Annotated in this window: 14 protein-coding genes; 7 read left to right on the top strand and 7 right to left on the bottom strand. The window is 43.6% G+C overall.

Annotation, left to right across the window (positions count from 1 at the left end; genetic code table 11):
• The first annotated feature begins 106 nt into the window (after nucleotides 1–106).
• Nucleotides 107–673, top strand: a complete 567-nt coding sequence (locus PBT90_RS12210) for a Pycsar system effector family protein (RefSeq protein ID WP_264810866.1) — start codon at nucleotides 107–109, stop codon at nucleotides 671–673.
• Between the two features lie 2 nt (nucleotides 674–675).
• On the opposite strand, the gene PBT90_RS12205 is transcribed toward PBT90_RS12210, so the two are convergent.
• From PBT90_RS12205 to PBT90_RS12190, 4 genes are all read right to left on the bottom strand, one after another.
• Complete coding sequence (locus PBT90_RS12205; protein ID WP_264810865.1) at nucleotides 676–1257, bottom strand: O-methyltransferase; 582 nt, start codon at nucleotides 1255–1257, stop codon at nucleotides 676–678.
• Nucleotides 1258–1398: 141 nt separating this feature from the next.
• The gene (locus PBT90_RS12200; protein WP_264810864.1) at nucleotides 1399–2094 is read right to left on the bottom strand and encodes an SIMPL domain-containing protein; all 696 of its coding nucleotides are present in this window, start codon (nucleotides 2092–2094) and stop codon (nucleotides 1399–1401) included.
• 115 nt (nucleotides 2095–2209) lie between these two features.
• Nucleotides 2210–3058 carry a 3-keto-disaccharide hydrolase gene (locus PBT90_RS12195; protein ID WP_264811444.1) on the bottom strand — a complete coding sequence of 283 codons (849 nt, stop codon included), beginning with the start codon at nucleotides 3056–3058 and terminating at the stop codon, nucleotides 2210–2212.
• A 9-nt stretch (nucleotides 3059–3067) separates the two neighbouring features.
• Nucleotides 3068–3868, bottom strand: a complete 801-nt coding sequence (locus PBT90_RS12190) for an endonuclease/exonuclease/phosphatase family protein (protein WP_264810863.1) — start codon at nucleotides 3866–3868, stop codon at nucleotides 3068–3070.
• Nucleotides 3869–4085: 217 nt separating this feature from the next.
• On the opposite strand from PBT90_RS12190, the gene PBT90_RS12185 reads away from it, so the two are divergent.
• Nucleotides 4086–5708: a DUF748 domain-containing protein gene (locus PBT90_RS12185; RefSeq protein WP_264810862.1), complete on the top strand. Its 1623-nt coding sequence runs from the start codon at nucleotides 4086–4088 to the stop codon at nucleotides 5706–5708.
• Nucleotides 5709–5815: 107 nt separating this feature from the next.
• On the opposite strand, the gene PBT90_RS12180 is transcribed toward PBT90_RS12185, so the two are convergent.
• Nucleotides 5816–6190 (bottom strand): PRC-barrel domain-containing protein, encoded by a 375-nt coding sequence (locus tag PBT90_RS12180; protein WP_264810861.1) that lies wholly within the window; start codon nucleotides 6188–6190, stop codon nucleotides 5816–5818.
• Nucleotides 6191–6461: 271 nt separating this feature from the next.
• Here PBT90_RS12180 and PBT90_RS12175 point away from each other — a divergent pair, with 271 nt between their 5' ends.
• Both PBT90_RS12175 and PBT90_RS12170 read left to right on the top strand, forming a co-directional pair.
• Nucleotides 6462–8717 (top strand): helix-turn-helix domain-containing protein, encoded by a 2256-nt coding sequence (locus PBT90_RS12175; RefSeq protein WP_264810860.1) that lies wholly within the window; start codon nucleotides 6462–6464, stop codon nucleotides 8715–8717.
• A gap of 174 nt (nucleotides 8718–8891) precedes the next feature.
• The gene (locus PBT90_RS12170) at nucleotides 8892–9596 is read left to right on the top strand and encodes an NUDIX hydrolase (RefSeq protein ID WP_264810859.1); all 705 of its coding nucleotides are present in this window, start codon (nucleotides 8892–8894) and stop codon (nucleotides 9594–9596) included.
• Nucleotides 9597–9606: 10 nt separating this feature from the next.
• Here PBT90_RS12170 and PBT90_RS12165 read toward each other — a convergent pair whose 3' ends face one another.
• Nucleotides 9607–10173, bottom strand: coding sequence for a pentapeptide repeat-containing protein (locus PBT90_RS12165; RefSeq protein ID WP_264810858.1), 567 nt, complete (start codon nucleotides 10171–10173; stop codon nucleotides 9607–9609).
• A 130-nt stretch (nucleotides 10174–10303) separates the two neighbouring features.
• Here PBT90_RS12165 and PBT90_RS12160 point away from each other — a divergent pair, with 130 nt between their 5' ends.
• Nucleotides 10304–10870 (top strand): aspartyl/asparaginyl beta-hydroxylase domain-containing protein, encoded by a 567-nt coding sequence (locus PBT90_RS12160; RefSeq protein WP_264810857.1) that lies wholly within the window; start codon nucleotides 10304–10306, stop codon nucleotides 10868–10870.
• Between the two features lie 2 nt (nucleotides 10871–10872).
• Here PBT90_RS12160 and PBT90_RS12155 read toward each other — a convergent pair whose 3' ends face one another.
• Nucleotides 10873–11337 carry a hypothetical protein gene (locus PBT90_RS12155; RefSeq protein ID WP_264810856.1) on the bottom strand — a complete coding sequence of 155 codons (465 nt, stop codon included), beginning with the start codon at nucleotides 11335–11337 and terminating at the stop codon, nucleotides 10873–10875.
• Between the two features lie 833 nt (nucleotides 11338–12170).
• On the opposite strand from PBT90_RS12155, the gene PBT90_RS12150 reads away from it, so the two are divergent.
• Nucleotides 12171–12737 (top strand): phage tail protein, encoded by a 567-nt coding sequence (locus tag PBT90_RS12150; RefSeq protein WP_264810855.1) that lies wholly within the window; start codon nucleotides 12171–12173, stop codon nucleotides 12735–12737.
• A gap of 138 nt (nucleotides 12738–12875) precedes the next feature.
• Nucleotides 12876–23537 carry an MBG domain-containing protein gene (locus PBT90_RS12145; protein ID WP_270129482.1) on the top strand — a complete coding sequence of 3554 codons (10662 nt, stop codon included), beginning with the start codon at nucleotides 12876–12878 and terminating at the stop codon, nucleotides 23535–23537.
• Nucleotides 23538–23548 lie beyond the last annotated feature (11 nt).

The raw sequence follows: 23548 nt of genomic DNA, 5'->3' as shown, positions 1-23548 counted from the left end.
CCTTTTTGTTATGATTTTGGTAGAAAAGCCCTAAATTAATCGCTATCAATAACTTAAGTTTATTGGGTAATTATTGTTTAATTTCATTGCCAAATGAAAAGATAAGATGGAAGAAACTATACAACCGAAGAAAGACAAAACGGAAAGAGAGCGTCAGACTTTTTTTAGGGTGACTTTTATGAATAACTGTAATTTGCTGCAGATTGCTGACAATAAGGCCAATATTGTGATCAGTATCAATGCGCTGGTGATTTCATCGGTAGTGGCGATTATTGGCTATGGTACGATTTCTCATCAGATTGATTACCAGAGTATAGTCACTTTGGTACCGATCATGATTTTGCTTAGCACTTGTTTGGTTTCCACTATTTTGGCTGTACAAGCTGCCCGGCCCAAGATGCTGGGCAAACAGAAAAATACGGAAGCAGAGGTCAAGTCCAGTTTGATGTTTTTCGGAGTAAGTTCAAATTTCAACCTGGATGATTACCTGAGCGAGCTGGATTCTATTTTGCCCAGCAAAAAGAAAATAAATGAGCAAATGGCAATCTCACTGTTTTATCAGGGCAAGGTTTTGAGCCGAAAATACAAATTGCTTTCCCATGCATATACCGTTTTCATCATTGGACTAGGACTGGGGGTAATTACGTTTTTTATTTACCTGCTGGTGCTTTGAGCTTAATTCATTTTGCAGAGTAGGATCACTCCTGTGGACCAATTCATTTTGGTACATGAAAATCCTGATTTTGCTTCTAAAACCTTGATCAATTCCTCGGCTCTTTCTGCGTGTCCTTCTGGCCAGTTTGGCTGTTCGTCCATATCATCTATTACATAGAACCCTCCAGGTTTCAATAAGGCTAAAGTTTCGTCCAATTCGCTGTATTTGCCAGGCCAGGCGTCTGCAAAAATCAGATCAAACTGGTCTCCACTGTAGTTTTTGATCCATTCTGATCCATCTTGACAAAGAATATTGACCCGGCTATCTAAATTGAAATGCTGCTGAACAATCCGGCATAGCGAGGGGTCATTGTCAATGGAAATGACGGATCCGCAATCGTCCATTCCCGCTACCATCCAAGCCAATGAAAGCCCCATACCGGTGCCCAATTCCAGGAAATTTCCACATGGCTTGCTGGCTACTAGAGATTTAAGCAAGGTGCCTATGTACAAATCCGAGGGCATGGTAAACCCATTTTGTTCCGACTTTTTCAGTAAGGTGTCGTAAACCTCAGGTTTAGAGATATTGGTATTTTGGTTCATGTTATCTGGGGTAAGGGATAGCTTTAGAATAGGCTAAATCTGGAGTCACGCTGTTGGGAAATTGTATTTAGAATGAAGTACGTTATAAGTGAGGTGCCTAGATCGAATCTACAAAAAAAGGCCGCCGAAGCGACCGTTTCATTAATATGTGTATTTCACGACTACCCGTTTTTGCAGTCGCTGATCATCGGGGTTGAGCATGGGAGGAGCTGCTGCGCCATCAGCTTGAGCCCGCATCATTTCCATTTTAGGATAGGTTACAGGCTGAGCTTCCAATGAAACCCGGTGCACCTGAATGCTTCTGATTCCCAGGGTTTCTGAGATCAGTTTAGCTTTACGTTCTGCATCTTTTAGGGCTTCACGCAGCATCTCGTCCTGCAGGGATTTCTCGGTGGTTTCAGACACCTGAAAGCTCAGGTTATAGCTCATGTCGCCTGCATTTTGGATGGCCTCTACGATTTTTTGCAGATCTTCATTCTTGCTACTCGTCACCACTCTTAGGGTTTGACGGGCTACGTACCCGGAGTCCTTGGATGACCCGCTGCGGTAAATCCGGTTTACGTTAACCGAATAATTGTCTGCGATCAACTTGTAATCTTGGATTTTAGCTTTTTTCAAGGCTTGGGCCAGGCGCTCAGTTTTTTTGTTCAATACCTGAACGGCATCAGGCACTTTCATGGCTTTTTCTTCCAGGTTTATCTGGAAATTAGCTTCATCTGGAGCAATTTTTCTTTCGCTATATCCCTCCACTTCAATCAGAGGAACAGACATGTCATCTTGAGCCAGTGCTGGCGCAAAAAAAGCAATGGCCAGAATTAAAGTAAGGTAGTTCTTCATAGTTAAAATGGTTAGTTATACCTGGTCTGTTTCAAAATGAGAGCCAAAAAAACTGAATTTGCTGTTCATTAAGGGAATTTAAGAAATTGAAATGCGGAGGTTCCAAAGGAAGACTTTATTTCTCCGATAACTTTTCATGAACCAATTCCTGTAATTTCTCCTCATCATCTTTGATGCTGCTGAGATCGATGATTCTCACCGTTCGGAAATCAATTGGGTGACTTTCGCTCTGCAGTGAAATGTATCCTCCATTTAGCAATTTGCCATCTTGTTTTACCTTAGGATCTACCGGGGCTACATTTCCGCCTCCGATCTGCGCTTGGGAGTAGCTGATCACTGTGTCTGTGCCCACCATGTGGTGAACCTGACCATCTCCCATGACTATGAAATTGGCGGTGACCCACTGGTCTCCATGGTAGGTCTGTGAAGAGGAGGTCACGCAGTGGCTAGTGATTAATTTTTCATCCATAACCACATTCGTACCCGGGGTGCAGAGGTTACAGGTGCTTCTAGGGTTCTTGCCGTTGCCACCGAGAAACTGAGCTTCTATGGAAATAGGGAAATCCTGGTCTTTTAGCATGGTTTTAGGATCTTGGCAGTGAAGCATGGCGCCGCTATTTCTGGTAGCCCAGCCTTCGCCGCCCTTTGCCTGCTCACCTACAAAGCGGTACTCCACCTGTAGGAGATAATAGGAATAGGGTTTTTGGTAAAAAATATGTCCGTACTGCTGGTCAAACTGGTCATAGCCGTCATAGCGTACCTTCATCAGACCGTCTTCTACTCGGAAAGTGTTGGCGAAATTTTCGTTCAGTTCATGTTTTCGGATTTTTACCGTCCAGTCTTGCAGGTCTTTTCCATTAAAAAGAGTTTCCCAGTCAGGGTTTTTGGCCTGGTGAGAAGCAAACTGAAAGGAAAAGCCGATAGCTGCTAAGCAGAGCAAAAGCAGGGGGAGTGATTTCTTCATCATAAGAGGTTAAGGTTTTATTAATCTAAGCGTTACTAATACAGGGAAATGATCCGAAAAAGGCACATCTAAAACCTGGTAGTCCAGCACTTCAAAATGTTCCGGATCAAACCACACATAATCAATTCTTTTGCCTGCTTCTGAGTCAAAGGTCGGGGTCTCATCTCCGGCTACTTTTCCGGCATCTGCCCACTTATCCGGGACGTTACGGTAGGCTTCAGAGCTGGGATCAAAATTCAGGTCTCCTGCCCAGAAAACCGGGTAGGCCAGGGTATCAGCATAGGAAGTTAATGCCTCAATCTGGGCAATTCTATTTTCCGGGAATTGGTGACAGAGGTGAGTTCCTCCGAAATATAAGCGCTGTTGGTTGCGTAATTCTACTTTTACCCAAGCTGCCGCCCGAGGTTCTCCACCTACTGGAGTTGGGAGTTTTTGGGTGTAATATTCTGAGCCTTTTTTGACCAGTAACCCTTCTCCATACCCGCCTTCTGCATAGTCCATCGCTTTGGCAAAATAGCCTCTATAGCCTGTCAATTTGCTGAGCTCGGCGATCAGATTAGTCTTTTCTCCAAAAATCTCTACACTTCTCGTAGTCATGGAATCTACCTCCTGAAAGGCTATAACCTCAGGTTGTGTCTGTATGATCAGGTTAGCAATCTCTTCTAGATTGGGTTTGGAAAGGGAGTCTGGCGTAGCCCCATGGTAGATGTTATAGGTCATCACCTTGAATATAGGCTGATCATCCTGTGCCTGGGCCAGTGAGGCAATAATCAAAAAGCAGAAAAGCAGAACGGAGATTTTGGCTTTCATTAATTTTTTGTGGTGAAAGTAGTTGAAATAACTTAGCTACTGGGTAAAAATAGTAGATACAGGTAGAAATCAGGTAGGGTATTGGTTTAAACTTTGTATTAATAGAGATTCAATTCAGGACAACAGCTGATTGGATTGAGTATTTATTCTAGCTATTTTGCTTTGTACAGGATCAATTTTGGGCAGCTCCAAATACGGGTTCACTAACTGATTTCTTTTGAAAAAATTCCTTTGGATTCTCGGTGTCATCATCATAGTGGGAGTAGCGGGTACTTTTGCTTTAGAGAGATACCTGGCAGAAACTCTCCGATCCCGCATCAATGCAAATGCGGACAGGCAGTACGATGTGCTTTTTGAGGACATAGAAATTCACCTGCTAAGGCAAAGTATAGAGATGCGGGAAATCTCACTCCACCCGCTGAAAGAAGGGATGTCCACTTCGATCAATGGGAATATGCATTCTCTGGAGCTCGCGGATGTGCGTATGTTGAAATTCCTGATGGGGGATGTGATCGAAGTGGGGCAGCTAAGTATGGAGCGTCCGAGCTTTGTGTTGGTCCATCAGGATTCGGTGGAGAAAAAGCCGGGGAATTTTTCCAATGCCTTTCAAAATTTATTCGGAGACTTGGTGTCCAGAGGAGTGATCCGGAATTTTAGTTTGAGAGATGGCTCTGCAGAACTGTTTAACCAGTCGGATACTTTAAGAAAGTTTGGGAGCTTCGATGGATTGAGCATTACAGCAAAAAACCTTACTACTGATTCCGCCTTGGTCAATCATGCTATTCCCTTCAAATTGGAAAGTATAGAGACCAGAATGAGCAATCTGGAAGTGAACCTGAATCCTGAGCAGACTTTCCGCATAGAGGAGCTTGTGCTAGACTCCAAGGCTGATGCTTTTGATATTACAGGTTTGAGTCTTCGCTTTGAGGATTCTGCCGTAGAGGCGTCTAAGCGGGCGGAATATCAGCTTGACATCATAGAAGTGGAAGTGAAAAATGTGCGTATCGAAAGGCTCAATGCGAGAAGTACAGTGTATGGTAACTGGTCGATTTTTGCGGGACTGGCGACCATAGATAGTCTGGTGCTTCATGATGTGCGAAATAAAAACAAACAACGCCCGCCAGATGAGCCTGAGAAGCCCATGTTTGAAGGGATGGTAGAGAAAATTCCATTTCCTCTGGAGCTAGATACAGTCAGACTGACAAATTCGCTGATCACTTATTCGGAGATTCCTCCGGGAAAATCACAGCCTTATGATTTGAACTTTGAAAGGTTAAGTGCCGAAATCACCAATATTTCATCCTTAGATTCCTTGCAACATGGAGAAATGCTCATTTATGGGGAAGCTGTGTTGAATGGGTTTGCGCAGATGAGTATGGACGTGACTGTACCCTATACCAATGATGAATTTTCTCTAAAGGGTAAAGTGGGGAGTTTCAATCTTCAGGAATTAAATGCCATTATAGGTCATATTTCAAATGTAGAAATTACCTCCGGTGAAGTGAAAAACCTGGAAATCTCCATGAATGCCAACCAATATGCATCTTCAAATTCCATGAGGTTTGATTATTCGGATTTACACCTGGATTTATTGGATGACGCTGCCCAGAAGAAAAAACTGATGAGCTTGGTGGCAAATATTCTCACGTCCACTGATAACCTCCCGGAAAAAGGGAATTATAAAAGGGCTGAGTTTCAAACCGAGCGTAATAAATATCGGGGAGTATTTAATCTGATCTGGAACTCAGTGCGGGAAGGTTTACTAGAAATAGTGCCCGGAGACTTCGCACAATTGATTATGTCGGAGAAGGATCCCCCAGATGATGGCAAGAGAAGGTAAGTAGTGAATATTGAAGTTTTGAATTGGGTTCTTGCAAGTAATTAGACGGTGAATAAAAAAGGCTCCCCATAAACTGGAGAGCCAAACAGGATGAATCGGTACTTTGCCTATTCAATCAGCACCTTTCTCCTGTCATATCCATAGTATGACTTTATTTCGCCAATAAACTGATGCTGGGATCCTACCGGCCAACTGTCCTTTTCGAATCCAGGTGCGTTTTCCAGTTTCTCTTTATCCGCTTTGACTAAAATTACCTTGCGTTGCTGTCCGTGAAAATCAAATGCCTCCCAAGGCAATGCCAGATACTTATTTCCGAGATTGAGAAAGTCTCTGTGTAGCTCAAGCACGATGTATGCTACGTCTCCGGTCTCAGTATCTACCATGATATCTTTGATGGTGCCTACGGATTCTTCTTTTATGGTTTTTACATCACATCCAGCTACCGTCCTGCAGCTGATTGGAAAATTGTATTCAGTATTCATGGTTAAAGTGGGTTAGTGTAGGTAATAATTAGGCAAGTTTTATTCCATGCCCTTAATGGTTGACTGAGAGGTGCTAAGCAGCAGGTTCTTGTGTGGAAGAAGGACTATTTGGGCAATCTCTTTCGCAAAAAATTGTAACTTTAAAAGCTAATCATTTCACTAACTTTAATGGAGTTGAGAGGTATGATAGGTTCAGAATTGTAAAGGTCAAGTAAAGCTTAGACCTGGCTTTTAGTTAGATTCATTTTTAAAAAAATAGTAGTTTCGCTATATGGGAAATCAAGTAACCGATAAACTGGAGCTAGCGGCAAAATTTGTAAATAACACCGGAGCGCCGATTTTTTTGACAGGAAAAGCAGGGACAGGCAAAACCACCTTCCTGAAAAGTCTGGCCCAGCAGACGCACAAGACCCATTTGGTAGTAGCGCCCACCGGGATCGCAGCGCTGAATGCTGGAGGAGTGACTATTCATTCCCAGTTCCAATTACCACTAGGTTTTTTCTTGCCTTCTAGAGAGCCCGAGGGGAATTTCACTGATCAGTATGGCTGTTTTACCCAGCATACGCTAGGGAGGAGGCATCCCATCAGTGGATTTCGCAGGAGTGTGCTTCGATCTGTAGAGCTTCTGGTAATCGATGAGGTCAGCATGTTGAGGGCGGACGTGCTGGATGCGATTGATTATAGGCTCAGGAGTGTAAAGCGAAATTTTCAGGAAGCTTTTGGAGGGGTACAGGTGCTGATGATAGGTGATTTGTTTCAGCTGCCACCCATAGTCAGAGATCAGGAATGGCAGGTGCTGTCCAGGTTTTATCCGGGTATGCATTTTTTTGAAGCACGGGTACTGAGGGAAACGGGACTGGTCTATTTGGAACTTGATAAAATATTCAGACAGCAGGATGAGGATTTTATAAGCGTGCTGAATCATCTGCGCGAAAATAAAGTACAGGACGAGGATATCCGACTGCTCAACCGGCACTTCAAGACTCAGGATGAACTGAAGAACTTGGAGGATTGCATCACCATCACTACGCATAATTATAAGGCAGACCAAATCAATAGGGAAAAACTATTGGCCCTCCCTGGAGACTCCATGTATTATGAAGCAGAGGTGGAAAATGATTTTCCGGAAAATCTATATCCTTTGCCCAAAACCCTAGAGTTAAGAGTAGGGGCGCAAGTGATGTTTATCAAAAATGATTCATCAGGAAATGGGGATTACTACAATGGTAAGTTGGCGAAAGTAATCGCTCTAGACGAAGATGACATTCGTGTGAAGCTAGATGGAGGGAGTTTTGAATATGTGCTGAAAAAGGAGCTTTGGGAAAATAAAAAATACGTCATCAATGCTGAAACCAAGGAACTGGACGAAGAAGTGATCGGAACTTTCAGTCAATATCCCATCAAAACCGCTTGGGCGGTGACCGTTCACAAAAGCCAAGGATTGACCTTTGACAAGGCAGTGATAGATGTAGGCAGCGCTTTTGCGCCCGGACAGGTATATGTGGCTTTGAGCCGGTTAAGAAGTCTAGAAGGCCTCACCTTATTGACCAAAATCCATCCGACGGCCTTGCAATCAGACGGACAGGTGACGGCATTTGTGGAAGCCGCGAATACCCAGTCCAAGTTGGAGGAGCAGCTGAAAGTATTCCAGCAAAACTATATAACTTCACTTTTGGACGGGAGTTTTGACTTGCAGTCTCTTTTATCTGAACTGCAGGGCTTTCAGCGTAAGCATGATAGTACCATGGAGTTTGAAGATCCTGAAATGCAGGTGGCCGTGAAGGACATGACTACTTTGGTAGCAGGACAGCAGAATACAGCTTACAGATTTGGCAATCAGCTCCGGCTGCTTTTACAGCAAAATGATCAGAGCAAACTGGTAGAAAGGTTAGAAAAAGGGACGGCCTATTTTCAGGATTTTCTGAAAGATGTTTTACGAAAGCTGCTGGTTCATAGAGCAGAGGTGGAGCGTTTTTCCAGAACCAAAACCTATGTGAATGGCCTTGAAGAACTGGAGGTGATTTTGCTCAGAAAGTACAGTGATATCAGCAAGGTACGGCGGGTAGTGACTGCTATTTTGCAAGGTGATATTCCGGGAAAAATGAACGATCTGGATATTGAAAAAAGTCGAATTAGAACTGAGCTGGCGGAAAAAGCCAAACAGGCTGCCGCGGAAAACCCAAAATTTGCCAGTACCAAAACCGGTAGAAAAAAGTCAGGAAAAGCGAATCTGAAGCGAAAAGTAGGGGAGACTTATGAGATTACATATGGGATGATTCATGCTGGCAAAAGTATAGGGGATATAGTGGTGGAGCGGGGCTTGGCCGAATCCACCATCAAGGGGCATTTGGTGAAAGGGATCGCTGCCGGTAAGGTGGAGCTGGAAGACTGCTTGCCCCAGGAGGTGATATTCGAGATCAATTCAGAGATTGAAAACAAAAAATCTCCTCAGGAACTACGGATTCATTTTGAGGACAAATACGATTACAATACGATTAGGATGGTACTGGTGGGAAGGAAAGATTAGGAGAGGCTATTTTTTGCTCATTTGTCATAGTGTTTACTGAGGAGGGGTAGTGCTGTAGCTGATAAATAGTGAAGTTTTCAAAAAATAGAATTTATTGTATCGCTGTGAAACAATAGTTAATGCTTATTTTTGGGGAAACGTCAGTTGTTGCTATTTGCTCCACAAGTTTAAAATATGACCCCTTTGGCTACAGAATATATCCCAAATTTATCGTATGACTCTGTGATTTTTGGTTTCTCAGGAGAAAAATTGAAGATTCTCGTGCTAGAATATCATAACCTGAAAACCCATGCTTTGCCGGGCGGTTTTATCAAAAAAGACGAAAACCTGGATGATGCAGTCAAGCGAGGACTGATGGAGCGTACAGGGTTGGAGGAGATCTACCTGGAGCAGTTTCACACCTTTGGCTCCATGGATAGGTATAGCCCGCAAGTCATGCGTAGGATCATGGAGGAGCAAGGGGAGGAAGTTACTTCAGATCACTGGCTGCTGGGTCGATTTATCACTGTTGGGTATTACGCCTTGATCAATTATGAAAATGTAACCCCAACCCCTGATGAGCTGTCTGACTCCATTGATTGGTATGATTATGATAGCTTGCCTGAGCTGATGATGGATCATAATGATATCGTGTCCAAAGCCCTGGAGCATCTGCGCACTCATCTGGACCAAAAGCTCCTCAGTATGAATCTACTGCCGGAGAAGTTTACCATGAAAGATTTACAGCAACTCTACGAAGCTATTTTGGGAGAAAAGCTAAACCGGGCCAATTTCCAGCGGAAAATGCTTGCTTTGGATATTCTAGAGCGTCACGATAAACTGTACTCTGGAGGGTCCCACAAAGCACCGTATCTGTATAGCTTCAAGATGATAAGCTGACCACCTCCATTTAACCTATTTTGATCCGGTATTTGCCCAGCAAGCCTGGTAAACTATCCAAATCAAACCTTGCTCCCCTGATGCGATTGAGCTCTGGGTCAAGTTGCAAATGCTGGGTGTTTCGGAAATCTGCCTTTTCTAAATTGCTCCTGTCGAAAGTACATCCACTAAGGTCCGATCCGCGAAAATCAGAGGCAGTTAATTCAGCTTCGGTGAAATCCACTTCTGTCAACCTACATTGAGTGAAGGTGGATTTTTTGAGCTTGAGATTGTAAAAGCTACAGTAGTCCATTTGGCAGTTTTGAAAGGAAAACTCCAGCAAGAAAGGGTTGCATGCATGAAAATGCACCCCAAGAATCTTGCAGTTATCAAAACGCACCTGTCTGAAAGCTACTTGGGATACCTTGGCATTGCTAAAGTCACAGGCTGTGAAGGTGCAATTATCAAATATGCTATGGGAAATGTTCAAGCCTTGAAAGTTACATCTCTCAAAGCTGCAGTTTTCGTATTCGGAGGGGTGAGATACTGACTCGGAAAAATCTATATTCTGGTAAACTTGGTCGGAATGGTAATTCATCAGTTGGATTGGTAAGCTACACAAAAGTAGCTTTTCTAGATGAATAGGGCGTATGAAAACCTAATTTTGGTATATGTTTGGGGGGAATAGCATGGCTGATGCCAGCTAGACTAGTAAAGGGACAAAACCTATGAACTCATTTCGAGATCGAGTAAAACTTCCTTTCCATTTTGACGGGGAACAGTTAGCAGCTTCCTTGGCTACTTTGGAGCAGGAATATTGGGTGGACCATTTCGTAAGTCAAAATTATGATGGAGATTGGGCTGTTTTGCCTCTTACCGCCCAAAAAGGTAGAGTTCACCCGGTGCTCATGGCCTCTGCCGTTCCCGGTGATGGCTGTTTTGTGCCCACTTTATTTTTGGACAAAGTTCCTTACATCAAGGGGTTGCTGGAGAGATTTGAAACCAAGTACCAATCGGTAAGGATGATGAGGCTGGGCCCCCTATCAGAAATCAAGGAACATCAGGATTATGATTTGGATGAGGATTCGGTTAGAATACATGTGCCGGTTCTGACCAATACTGAAGTGTATTTTTTTCTGGATCAAAAACGTGTACTGATGCAAGCTGGGGAGTGCTGGTACTTAAAACTATCCAAGCCACATCGGGTGAGCAATAAAAGTGAGTTTCCAAGAGTCCACTTGGTCATAGACCTAGTACTCAACGACTGGCTGAGAAACCTGATTTTACAAGCCTGAAGTTATTCTCTGATCCATTTCCTCATTTCTGGGTAAGTATCATAATCTGTTAACTCCATCCATACCAGAAGCGGAAGCCCCAGGATTTGTCCGGACTCAAATCCACGCAAAAGCGCTTGGGCCTGTCCGTGATAGCCTCCTTCATGAAAGAGCAGCTCACCTGGAATGCCCAGGTGTTTTATGGCAGCATAGGACCAGGCAAGCACTCCCATTTCATCGTCCTGAGCAGGATTTCGGTATTCTTTGACATTTCCGATTATGGTTTTCCTTTCCTCCTGTGTCATCAGGGCAATATGGCCAGCCTCATGAATTAAATCGCCGGGGAATTCCAGCTTAGTTGGATCATAGTGCAGTTTGCCCTGCTTGATCTGCACTCCAGGCAGGAAGGTTGTGGAGTCCAAAAGTACTTCCTCTGTGGGTATTCCTATTTCTTTCAAGAAATCAAGTATTGTTTGGGTGTAATCCATAAGGGTTCAATAAGGAGGTTTATTCAGCAATGAAACTAAGCAATCTACTTTAAAACTTTAAGTCAATCCCAAACAACGTGAGGGATTGGGTCTTTTTTTGTTGCAGGATTCCGGTTGGTTGTGCTAGATAATTTGAAAATGTAGATGCATTTTTCAGTAAATTAAATGTTGAAATTAGGTTTAATGTATTTAAAACTCATTTTGTATTATTTATAAGTATAATTATACTTTGTCTTTTTGCTTTTAGAGCTGATTTGAATAAATAGAGGGATTGTATAATAATTTTGATTTGATTGCGTTTGCGGGTTTATTTTTCAATATTACCGATATAATCGATGGATTATTGTTTACTGGATAGGAGCGCTTATTTATTGATTTTAACCGAGGAGGATTACGATTGCAGTGATTTATGTAGGAATTCCGCTGTAAGACTTTTTGAAGTAGGGGTCAACGAGGATTCCGGCTTGAACTAGTCCCTTTTAGCGAGTAAATCTTGGCAGGTGAACTCCCTGTTGACATTAGTCTAGTTAGCGTTTGAGTTTGAATGTGCGATTAGTGAAAATAAAGGCAAAGGTTATCTTCGCATCAGTTTATCAGGGCGGGAGAGTGAAAATGAGGTCTCCTGGATCATGGTGCAAAGAGAGCGTGTATTGCATGTCAGCGGGTCTTTTGATCAGGATGAACCTACCCCAGGGTGTGTAAATGGTTGTTTTATAGGTTTTTATCTAGGGTGAATAGTGGTTCTGTCCTGAAAAATACGTGTTTACACGTATGGATTTTGTAGAAGTTAATTTTCAATTTTATATAATTATTTTAAACTAAATTCTTTATTTATGGAACCTTTTCTAGGACAAATTATGATGGTGGGTTTTAACTTCGCACCAAGAGGCTGGGCACTTTGTGATGGCAGTATTTTACCCATTTCGTCTTACACTGCCTTGTTTTCGCTTTTGGGAACTACTTATGGGGGAGATGGAAGGACTACTTTTGCATTACCTGATCTGAGAGGAAGAGCCCCAATTGGGATGGGCCATGGGCCGGGACTTTCTTTGCGTGCCCAAGGCGCAAAAGGTGGAGCTGAAACTACCACGCTGAATGTCACCAACATTCCTTCGCATAACCATTCCGTTGCTCCATCTCCTGTAAATGCAAGTAGCCAAAATGCTACAGAGCAAGTGCCTGGCACAAATGGTGCAACTACCTTAGCTTCCCCTGTAGCAAGTGGCAGACCTGCAGCTATTTATAACAATCAAACTCCTGATGTTACTTTGAATACCGCCGGAGGCAATGTTTTATCTACAGGCAACACCGGAGGAAGTATTCCTTTTAACAATATGGAACCATTCATTGCCATGAATTATGTGATCGCATTAAATGGAATTTTCCCTTCCAGAAATTAAGTATTTACTTGATCAAGCTAGCTTTATTCTTGGTATTGACCTTCTGATCTAGGGGGCAATAGTAAGAATGAGCTAGCTAGATTTCATTTTAGCCAGAGTTGTCATTTATTAGATTATTTCCCTTTTACCTGAGTTCCGATGAAAAACCTTTACTGTTTTATCAATTTAAAATGGGTTCCGACCATTTTGATTTTCTTTTTTACTTTTCAATTTACTTTTGGACAGGCTTTTACAGAGACTTTTAATCAATCAGGCCCTGATTTTGTCACTAGTTTTAGTAGAACTTATAATGGTGTTCAAATAGATTACTTGTTTACCCCGGATGGGGATGGAGGTGATTTTGCTCATAATGAAAGTGGAGGTAATTTAAATATTCTGTCTGGAGGTATTACTGATACTAATTTAGAACGAGTTACGATTCGGAGAAATGATGGTAGCCCTTTTATATTTAAAAGTATAGATATAGATAATATTGGTGGGTTTAATAGCTATCACAATGTTAAAGTAACAGGAAAATTAAGTGGGGGATTAGTTGCATCTCAAACGATGAACTTCGGGGATATTGGGACATTGACCTTTAATGGGAGCTCTGGAATTACGGTAGACTTAATCGAAATTACCGCAGGAAATTTCGAAGCTGTCCTAGTTGATAATTTTTCGGGGGTTATTATAAGTGCCAATTCCCCACCCACCGCAGCCAGCTTTACAGCTGCAAATGGGCCATTCGAAAATCTTACCCATACTTTTTCAACTGCTAATTTTGGATATTCCGACGGTGATGGGAATCCACTCAGCCATATCCTGATCGAATCTGTTCCGGGAGCAGGCACGCTTTACCTAGATGCCAATAACAGTGATTCATTCAATCCTGGTGAAGCCGTGGGAGTTGGGACACAGGTAAGTAAAGCGAATCTGGATGCCGGAAATCTCCAATACATTCAAAATGGATCTACCGATACCTCATTTCAATTTGAAGTGAATGACGGGACAGTGAACAGTAGTGGCAATTATATCGCGACTCTTAATGTCACCCCAGTTCCGACAGTAACCCTTGGAGTAAGTCCAACTTCAAGGCAGGAATCAGAAACGACCCCCAATGTGGTTACTGCCACTTTATCAAACGCTTATGGAGCAAATACTACAGTGAATTTATCCTTTTCTGGTTCAGCTGTAGGTATAGTAGACTATTCTGTTTCAAGTACTAGCATTAGTATTCCATCTGGGAATACCTCAGGCACTATGAATATTTTAAATGTTCCAGATGCCCTCTACGAAGGAAATGAAACAGTGGTGATAGATATTTCCTCGGTAAGCAATGGGATTGAGGATGGTGTTCAACAGGTGACTTATACAATTATTGAAGATGATTCCCCGCCCACAGCAACTTTAGAGGTATTAGGGGTTTTTAACCCAATTACAGATGAAAGTGGTGGTCAAGCCTATGTAAGAGCGAAATTGGATGCTGTGGCAGGGGCTAATGTTTCAGTTCCGCTCACTTTTTCTGGAACAGCCACAGGTGGAGGTACTGATTATGTTGTAACGGGAACGAGAATTGACATCCCTGCAGGAGCACTTATGGACAGTATCCGGGTTACGTCACTATTTGATGAAATAGAAGAAGGAGATGAGACGATAATCATAGATATGGAGCCCCCTACCAATGCAATTAAAGGCACCCCGAATCAGTTGACCATTACGATTCAGGATGAAGATTTTGGTCCCCCATCGGGTTATTCTGTACAGATTAATCAGGATCCGATTCTTCCTTCCAATTCATCCAATGTAAGTTTTACCTTCACCGATGCTGAAAAGCGTTCTACTTATAATTATCTATTTACGTCATCGGCCGGAGGAAGTAACGTTTCGGGATCAGGCACAATTTCATCACCCGACCAGACCGTTTCCAATGTTGACTTGAGTGGGATGGCAGATGGTGACATTACACTTTCTGTAGATTTGACGGATACTTTGAGTAATACCGGTCCAACAGTCCAATACTCCGTTAGAAAATTGGCCAGCGAGCCGCCTTTCTTTACTGGTTTGCCTACAGATATTTCTGTTGCTGAAGGCATAGCAAGTAAAATTGATCTATCTGGCGCTACCTTTGGAGATCCAGATGCGGCAGTGGATGATTTGTTAACAATTACAATTGTGGCATTGGGAGGCACCATTTCATTTAATCCAGGAGTTGATGTTTATTTCGGCCATCCTTTTCCTGGAAGTTGGACCATAACCGGCACTATTTCAAATTTAAATTCCTTCCTAAGTGATCCTTCCTCGATTAAATTTACCAGCTATCCAGGGGTAATAGGAGATAATGCCGGTAGTATTGGATTAGCGGGGAATGATGGAACTGTAGGTGCGTCATTTGGTACAATCAATATCGATGTTCGGGAGATTCCTTCGGTCACATCGGTTTCAGTTCCTGCCAATGGCATTTATTCAGCGACTCAGAACCTGAATTTTAGTGTTAACTATTCCGAAGCGGTAACAGTGAGTGGTGTTCCAAGTTTTGAAGTAACTGTTGGGAGCACAGTTTATGATGCAGAATACGTTTCTGGTTCTGGATCTTCTGCTTTGCTCTTCAGATACACCGTGCAGCCAGGGGATTTGGATACAGATGGAATCTCTGTTGGCGGAATTGTTTCATTGAATGGAGGGAGTATCCAGAATTCTTTTGCTGTAGATGCAGAACTGGATTTGAACAGTGTGGGGTCTACAGCTGCTGTTTTAGTAGAAGCTATAGCTCCACTAGTGACCAGAATAGAAAGACAAAATCCAACATCAAATCCAACCAATGCAGATGCTGTTACATTTAGGATAACCTTCTCTGAGGATGTTTCTGGAGTGGATTCCGGTGATTTTAGTTTAACAGGCCCTACTGGAGCATCAATTGGAGTTTCCGGATCTGGCTTTGTCTATGACGTGACAGTTTCCGGTGGAAATATGGCTAGTCTGAATGAACTGGTTTCATTAAACTTTGCCGCTGGCCAAAACATTACTGATATGGTTGGTAATGCCCTAGTCAACACCGCTCCTACAGAAACCAATGAGAATGAATATACACTAGATAACAATGCTCCAGCTATAACTGCCCTTAGTCCGGCTGATAATGCTACGGATGTGAGTTTGAATTCAGACTTTGTCATCACATTTAATGAAGATGTAGTGGCCAATACTGGTAATTTGACTGTGCACAGAGTGAGTGATGATGCAGTAGTGAGAACATTTGATGTGACCAATACAGCCCTGGTTTCTATATCTGGAGGAGTTGTCACCTTTACTAATACTTCTGATCTGGCTTTAGGTACGGAGTATTATATCATGCTGAACAATGGCGCATTTCAGGACGAAGCAGGAAATGCATTTGGCGGAATACCTAATTCTTCAGTATGGAGTTTCACTACATCTGTTCAAACTCAAATTTCCATCGATGATCCTACCGTATCAGAAGGCAACTCGGGTTCAAGCAATCTTACATTTACCGTTTCCCTGTCGCAACCGGCACCAGTGGGTGGTGCTACGGTAGATTTTGCTACTTCTGATGGAACGGCAACGGCCGGATCTGATTATATCGCTTCAAGTGGAACACTAAGTTTTGCAGTAGGAGAAAGCAATAAAACTGTAGATATAAGCATTACAGGGGATGAGGTCCTAGAGCCTGATGAGACACTCACGCTAACACTTAGTAATCCGACAGGTACAAATGTTAGCATCACAGATGCATCTGGCATAGGTACAATCCTGAATGATGATGCGGCTGCTGTAACCATAGCTGATGTATCAGTCATTGAGTCAGATGGAAATGCAATTATCAGTGCTGTTTTAGATCACGCAGTGCAGGGAGGATTTACGGTAGATGTAAGTTCAGCAGATGGCACTGCAACAGTTGCTGATAACGACTACAGTCCTATAGCAGGCCAAACATTGACATTTACTGGTTCCGCAGGGGAAGTCCAAACTTTCCAAGTTCCAATTACAGATGATAGCAAGGTAGAAATAGATGAAACGGTGTCTCTTACTATGAATAACCTCTCTGGTACTTCCTTAGTTATAGACATTATCGATGCAGCTACTTTGACGATTTCAAATGACGATCAAGCTTCAGTGACTATCGCTGATGTGAGCGGCAAGGAAGATGACGGAGCCATAACAGTAACCCTAACCCTTGATAATGCAGTAGATGGAGGATTTGATGTAAATGTAAGTACGGCTGATGGAACCGCTACCACGTCGGATAGTGATTATACAGCCGTTACCGCCCAAACTTTAACTTTTGCAGGTACATCCGGTGAAACACAGACCTTCATTGTAACTCCTACAGTTGATGCTATACCAGAGTCTGATGAGACAGTAATTATTTCAATGAGTAACCTATTGCCAACTTCTGTTGCCGGTGGGGATATCGACATCTCAGATGGGGCTACTTTGACCATTCTAAATGATGACATCAATGCTCCTAGTACTCCTGATCTGGTGTCTTCCAGCGACTCGGGAATTAGTGACAGCGATGATCTCACCAATGATAGGACTCCAACGCTGCGGGGTACGGCTGATCCGAATATTACTATAGAGATATTCAGTTCTGTAGAGGGTTCGCTGGGTGAAACCACCTCTACTAATTCAGGTGAATGGGAATTTACGCCGACGTCTGAACTGAGTCCAATACCAGGTTTAACAGCCGTATCACATGATTTTACAGCTAGAAGCAAAGACGTTTCGGGTAATTTCAGTGATTCTGATCCTTTATCCGTGGTGATAGATTCCAAAGCACCAGCCCCTGTAGTGATAGGTAGTTTAACAATTCAATTGGATAACAATGGAAATGCGCCAAGTATATCTCCGTCTGACTTATTAGCCAGTCCAATTTCAGATGATTATTCAGCTTCAGGAGATATTCAATTAACATTAGATGTCAATAGCTTTGATTGTACAGATGTTGGCCCGAATACAGTAAGGTTAATTGCAACCGATGAGGCTGGTAATTCAGATTATGCTGAAACTTCCGTGATAGTTGAGGATAATATCCCACCAACCATCCAAGCTAAGTCATCTATCACCTTAAATGTGGATGCCTTTGGTACAGTGAGTTTGACACCATCAATGATAGAAGAAGGGTCGACAGATGCCTGTGGAATTCAAACTCAATTGTTAAGTCAAACTTTATTCGACAGAACAGATGAAGGTGTCAATAACATCACTTATACAGTTACCGATGTCAATGGGAATCCTGCTCAATTGAATGTGGCTGTGACTATAGTAGTAGTGCCGAATGTATTGAATATAGTAACTGACCCAGGTCAATCTAAAGTATATGGTGATGCCGATCCAGTGTTCACGTATTCCGCTACTGGATTCGAAGCTGGAGATGATGAAACCATCTTAACCGGCGCCCTTGCAAGAGCAGTTGGAGAGAATGTAGGAACCTATGCGATCAACCAAGGTACTTTGGATGCAGGTCCAAACTATACGATCAATTTCACTCCATCAGACTTTGAGGTTACTCCTGCCACCTTGGATGTTACGGCTGATGCAGGACAAACCAAAGTGTATGGGGATGCCGATCCGGTATTTACCTATCAGGTGAGTGGTTATCAAAACGGAGATGATTCGGGAATCCTTTCAGGAGCCTTGGCTCGAGATTCGGGAGAAAATGTAGGTACGTATGCGATCCAGCCAGGCACCATAGGGGCTGGGGGTAACTATACGATCAACTTTACGAGTGCTGACTTTGAAATCACTCCTGCTACCTTGTCTATTGCAGCTGATGCTGGACAAAGCAAGATTTATGGAGATGCTGACCCTGTGTTCACCTATACAGTCATTGGATTGGAAAATGGCGATTCAGAAGCTGCTGTAGTTACCGGTTCGCTGATCCGTGTAGCAGGAGAAAATGTAGGTACGTATGCGATCCAGCCAGGCACCATAGCGGCTGGGGGTAACTATACGATCAACTTTACGAGTGCAGACTTTGAAATCACTCCTGCTACCTTGTCTATCACAGCAAATGCAGGACAAAGCAAGGTTTATGGAGATGCTGATCCGGTATTCACTTATCAGATTAGTGGTCTGAAAAATGGGGATACTGAAAATGTGCTAACTGGAGAATTACAAAGAGCAATTGGAGAGAATATAGGAACCTATCCAATCAATCAGGGTACTCTGACGGCAGGACTGAATTATACGATAAACTATACTGGAGCCGACTTTACCATCGGAGAGAAAATCCTAACAATAAGCGTAGATGCCGGTCAGAATAAAGTATATGGTGATGCCGATCCAGTGTTCACGTATTCCGCTACTGGATTCGAAGCTGGAGATGATGAAACCATCTTAACCGGGGCTCTTTCACGAGCAGCTGGAGAAAATGTAGGAACCTATGCGATCAACCAAGGTACTTTGGATGCAGGTCCAAACTATACGATCAATTTCACTCCAGCAGATTTTGAGATCACACCTGCTACCTTGGATGTTACGGCAGATGCAGGACAAACCAAAGTTTATGGGGATGCTGATCCGGTATTCACTTATCAGGTGAGTGGTTATCAAAACGGAGATGATTCGGGAATCCTTTCAGGAGCTTTGGCTCGAGATGCGGGAGAAAATGTAGGCACATATTCGATCAATCTGGGACCACTGAATGCGGGTCCAAACTATACGATCAACTTTACGAGTGCTGACTTTGAAATCACTCCTGCTACCTTGTCTATTGCAGCTGATGCTGGACAAAGCAAGGTGTATGGAGATGCTGACCCTGTGTTCACCTATACAGTCATTGGATTGGAAAATGGCGATTCAGAAGCTGCTGTAGTTACCGGTTCGCTGATCCGTGTAGCAGGAGAAAATGTAGGTACGTATGCGATCCAGCCAGGCACCATAGCGGCTGGGGGTAACTATACGATCAACTTTACGAGTGCAGACTTTGAAATCACTTCTGCTACCTTGTCTATCACAGCAAATGCAGGACAAAGCAAGGTTTATGGAGATGCTGATCCGGTATTCACTTATCAGATTAGTGGTCTGAAAAATGGGGATACTGAAAATGTGCTAACTGGAGAATTACAAAGAGCAATTGGAGAGAATATAGGAACCTATCCAATCAATCAGGGTACTCTGACGGCAGGACTGAATTATACGATAAACTATACTGGAGCCGACTTTACCATCGGAGAGAAAATCCTAACAATAAGCGTAGATGCCGGTCAGAATAAAGTATATGGTGATGCCGATCCAGTGTTCACGTATTCCGCTACTGGATTCGAAGCTGGAGATGATGAAACCATCTTAACCGGTGCCCTTGCAAGAGCAGTTGGAGAGAATGTAGGAACCTATGCGATCAACCAAGGTACTTTGGATGCAGGTCCAAACTATACGATCAATTTCACTCCAGCAGACTTTGAGGTTACTCCTGCCACCTTGGATGTTACGGCTGATGCAGGACAAACCAAAGTATATGGGGATGCTGACCCGGTATTTACCTATCAGGTGAATGGTTATCAAAACGGAGATGATTCGGGAATCCTTTCAGGAGACTTGGCTCGAGATGCGGGAGAAAATGTAGGCACATATTCGATCAATCTGGGACCACTGAATGCGGGTCCAAACTATACGATCAACTTTACGAGTGCTGACTTTGAAATCACTCCTGCTACCTTGTCTATTACAGCTGATGCAGGGCAAAGCAAGGTGTATGGAGATGCTGACCCTGTGTTCACCTATACAGTCATTGGATTGGAAAATGGCGATTCAGAAGCTGCTGTAGTTACCGGTTCGCTGATCCGTGTAGCAGGAGAAAATGTCGGTACGTATGCGATCCAGCCAGGCACCATAGCGGCTGGGGGTAACTATACGATCAACTTTACGAGTGCAGACTTTGAAATCACTCCTGCTACCTTGTCTATCACAGCAGATGCAGGACAAAGCAAGGTTTATGGAGATGCTGATCCGGTATTCACTTACCAGGTTAGTGGCTATCAAAATGGAGATGATGTAAGTATCCTGAGTGGAGCTTTGGCCAGAGCGGCCGGAGAGGATGTAGGATCTTATGCAATTAACGTGGGAACGCTAGATGCAGGAGCCAATTACACCGTCAACTTCAACGGAGCTGAATTTAGCATCACTCCAAGAACGCTGAACATCACAGCCAATCCTGACCAGGCGAAAGTGTATGGTTCAGCAGATCCGGTATATGATTACACGGCTTCTAATTTTGGAAATGGAGATAATACCTCAATCCTTTCTGGAGCACTTTCAAGAGTCCCAGGGGAAAATGTTGGAATGTATGCGATCACATTAGGTACACTTGATGCAGGAGCCAATTACACAATCAACTTCACCTCTGCTGATTTTGAAATCGCAGAGAAGGTATTGAATGTGACAGCGGATCCTGGCCAGGGCAAAGTCTTTGGAACCTCCGATCCAATCTTGACATACCAGGTAAATGGCTTTGAAAACGGAGATGATGCAGGTATTCTAACCGGTAGCTTGGTAAGGGCAGCAGGCGAAAATGTAGGAAGCTACGCAATCAGCCTAGGAACATTGGACGCTGGAAGCAATTATGCGATCAATTATTCAGGAGCCAACTTTGCCATTAGCAAAGCAACGATAACAGGTCTCACATTCACTGACGAAACCTTCACATACGATGGCACAGAGAAGAGTCTGATGATATCTGGAACTCTACCAGCAGGTACTTCGGTGACCTACACGAACAACGGTAGAACCGAGGTGGGAACCCAGGAAGTGACCGCGACGATCACAGGGTCTAATTACAATACCTTGGTATTGACAGCAGACCTGACTATTACGCCAGCTGAGATCGTAGGTATCACATTCACTGACGAAAGCTTCACGTACGATGGCACAGAGAAGAGTCTGATGATATCTGGAACTCTACCAGCAGGTACTTCGGTGACCTACACGAACAACGGTAGAACCGAGGTAGGAACTCAAGAAGTGACCGCGACGATCACAGGATCTAATTACAATACCTTGGTATTGACAGCAGACCTGTCTATCACGCCAGCTGAGATCGTAGGTATCACATTCACTGACGAAACCTTCACATACGATGGCACAGAGAAGAGTCTGATGATATCTGGAACTCTACCAGCAGGTACTTCGGTGACCTACACGAACAACGGTAGAACCGAGGTAGGAACTCAAGAAGTGACCGCGACTATAACAGGGTCTAACTACAATACCTTGGTATTGACAGCAGACTTGACTATCACGCCAGCTGAGATCGTAGGTATCACATTCACTGACGAAACCTTCACATACGATGGCACAGAGAAGAGTCTGATGATATCTGGAACTCTACCAGCAGGCACTTCGGTGACCTACACGAACAACGGTAGAACCGAGGTAGGAACCCAAGAAGTGACAGCGACGATCAGCGGGGATAACATAACCGAGGTTGTCCTAACTGCTGATTTGAGCATCACCCCAGCCAGCTTGACGGTGGTGGCAGATGAAGGTCAAAGCAAAGAGTTTGGTATGACTGACCCAGTGTTTACTTACAGTGCTTCAGGCTTCCAAGCTACCGATAGCGAGCTGATATTGACAGGAGCTTTGTCTAGAGAAGCTGGAGAGGAAGTAGGGAGCTACTTTATCACACTGGGAAGTTTAAATGCGGGAGGCAATTATACCATAGACTTTACAGGTGCAGACTTTATGATTGTTGAAAGTGAAGATGTGGACAGTGATGGAGATGGGGTGCCAGATGGAGTGGAAGAACTTCAAGGCACCGATCCTACCGATGCTTCAGACTATCAAGATACCGATGAAGATGCTGTTCCAGATTATGTGGAAATTGAGCAAGGTACCCATCCAGAAGACTCTGGTGACTACCTGGATAGCGATAATGATCAAGTTCCAGACTATGTTGAAGAGCAACAGGGTACTGATCTGAATGATGAGGAAGATTTCCTTGATGTAGATGAAGATGGTATTCCTGATTATGTCAATGAGAGATCCATCACGGAGTTTGTACCTCAGAGCTTAGAAGTACTGTGGGGAACCACTACCGAAGAATTGAAATTGCCGACCGAGGTAGTGGTGATCACTGCTCAGGGAGTATTTATCAATGTTCCGGTGGACTGGTGGGATCTGAGCGGCTATGATGCTATGACTGCGGGTACCACAGCATACCAAGGCCAGGCTGAGTTGCCTGCTGGATTATTCAATCCTGATGAATTGCAGCCTGTGCTGGAAATCACCGTACTTGCTAAACCTGAACCTGAGGATGTTTTGTTGAGTGAAAACAGCTTCACTGCCATCCCAGACCAATACTTCCAGGAGATAGGAGCCTTTACGGTGATTGATCCGGCAGGGACTGAACACCAGCTTAGCTTACCTGAAGGAGTAGCGGACAATGACTACTTCGAGGTAATCGATGGTATCCTGTTCTGGAGCAGTGCAGACGAAGCTTCCGGAAGAACTGAGTTTACAGTACATCTTAGAGTAGAAGACCAAGCAGGAAATGTACTGGAAAAAGATTTTGCAATTACCAGATCAAGAACTCCTCTAGAGCAACTGGAGATTCCAAATACATTTACACCAAACGGAGACGGAGTAAATGATGCCTGGGGCGTGTCTGCACTCCGGTATTACTCAGGGGTCAGAATATCAGTTATGGATATAGGAGGAGAGCGACTGTTCTACACTGAGGATGCTGATATGATGTGGGATGGAACCTATAATGGTAAGCAGATGCCAGTTGGTAGTTACCTGTACATTATCGAAGTAGGAGAGACCGGAGAGATACAGCGAGGAATGTTGAACCTGCTGCGAGAATAAATTAAAGTTAA

Source organism: Algoriphagus sp. TR-M9 (assembly GCF_027594545.1).
Lineage (GTDB): Bacteria > Bacteroidota > Bacteroidia > Cytophagales > Cyclobacteriaceae > Algoriphagus > Algoriphagus halophytocola.
Note: the sequence above shows the minus strand (reverse complement) of the source record. Positions and strands in the feature narration are given on the sequence as shown.

Coding starts and splice junctions, on each gene's coding strand:
- PBT90_RS12210 (WP_264810866.1), top strand. CDS start 107: ATGGAAGAAACTATACAACCGAAGAAAGACAAAACGGAAAGAGAGCGT.
- PBT90_RS12205 (WP_264810865.1), bottom strand. CDS start 1,257: ATGAACCAAAATACCAATATCTCTAAACCTGAGGTTTACGACACCTTA.
- PBT90_RS12200 (WP_264810864.1), bottom strand. CDS start 2,094: ATGAAGAACTACCTTACTTTAATTCTGGCCATTGCTTTTTTTGCGCCA.
- PBT90_RS12195 (WP_264811444.1), bottom strand. CDS start 3,058: ATGAAGAAATCACTCCCCCTGCTTTTGCTCTGCTTAGCAGCTATCGGC.
- PBT90_RS12190 (WP_264810863.1), bottom strand. CDS start 3,868: ATGAAAGCCAAAATCTCCGTTCTGCTTTTCTGCTTTTTGATTATTGCC.
- PBT90_RS12180 (WP_264810861.1), bottom strand. CDS start 6,190: ATGAATACTGAATACAATTTTCCAATCAGCTGCAGGACGGTAGCTGGA.
- PBT90_RS12175 (WP_264810860.1), top strand. CDS start 6,462: ATGGGAAATCAAGTAACCGATAAACTGGAGCTAGCGGCAAAATTTGTA.
- PBT90_RS12170 (WP_264810859.1), top strand. CDS start 8,892: ATGACCCCTTTGGCTACAGAATATATCCCAAATTTATCGTATGACTCT.
- PBT90_RS12165 (WP_264810858.1), bottom strand. CDS start 10,173: ATGAATTACCATTCCGACCAAGTTTACCAGAATATAGATTTTTCCGAG.
- PBT90_RS12160 (WP_264810857.1), top strand. CDS start 10,304: ATGAACTCATTTCGAGATCGAGTAAAACTTCCTTTCCATTTTGACGGG.
- PBT90_RS12155 (WP_264810856.1), bottom strand. CDS start 11,337: ATGGATTACACCCAAACAATACTTGATTTCTTGAAAGAAATAGGAATA.
- PBT90_RS12150 (WP_264810855.1), top strand. CDS start 12,171: ATGGAACCTTTTCTAGGACAAATTATGATGGTGGGTTTTAACTTCGCA.
- PBT90_RS12145 (WP_270129482.1), top strand. CDS start 12,876: ATGAAAAACCTTTACTGTTTTATCAATTTAAAATGGGTTCCGACCATT.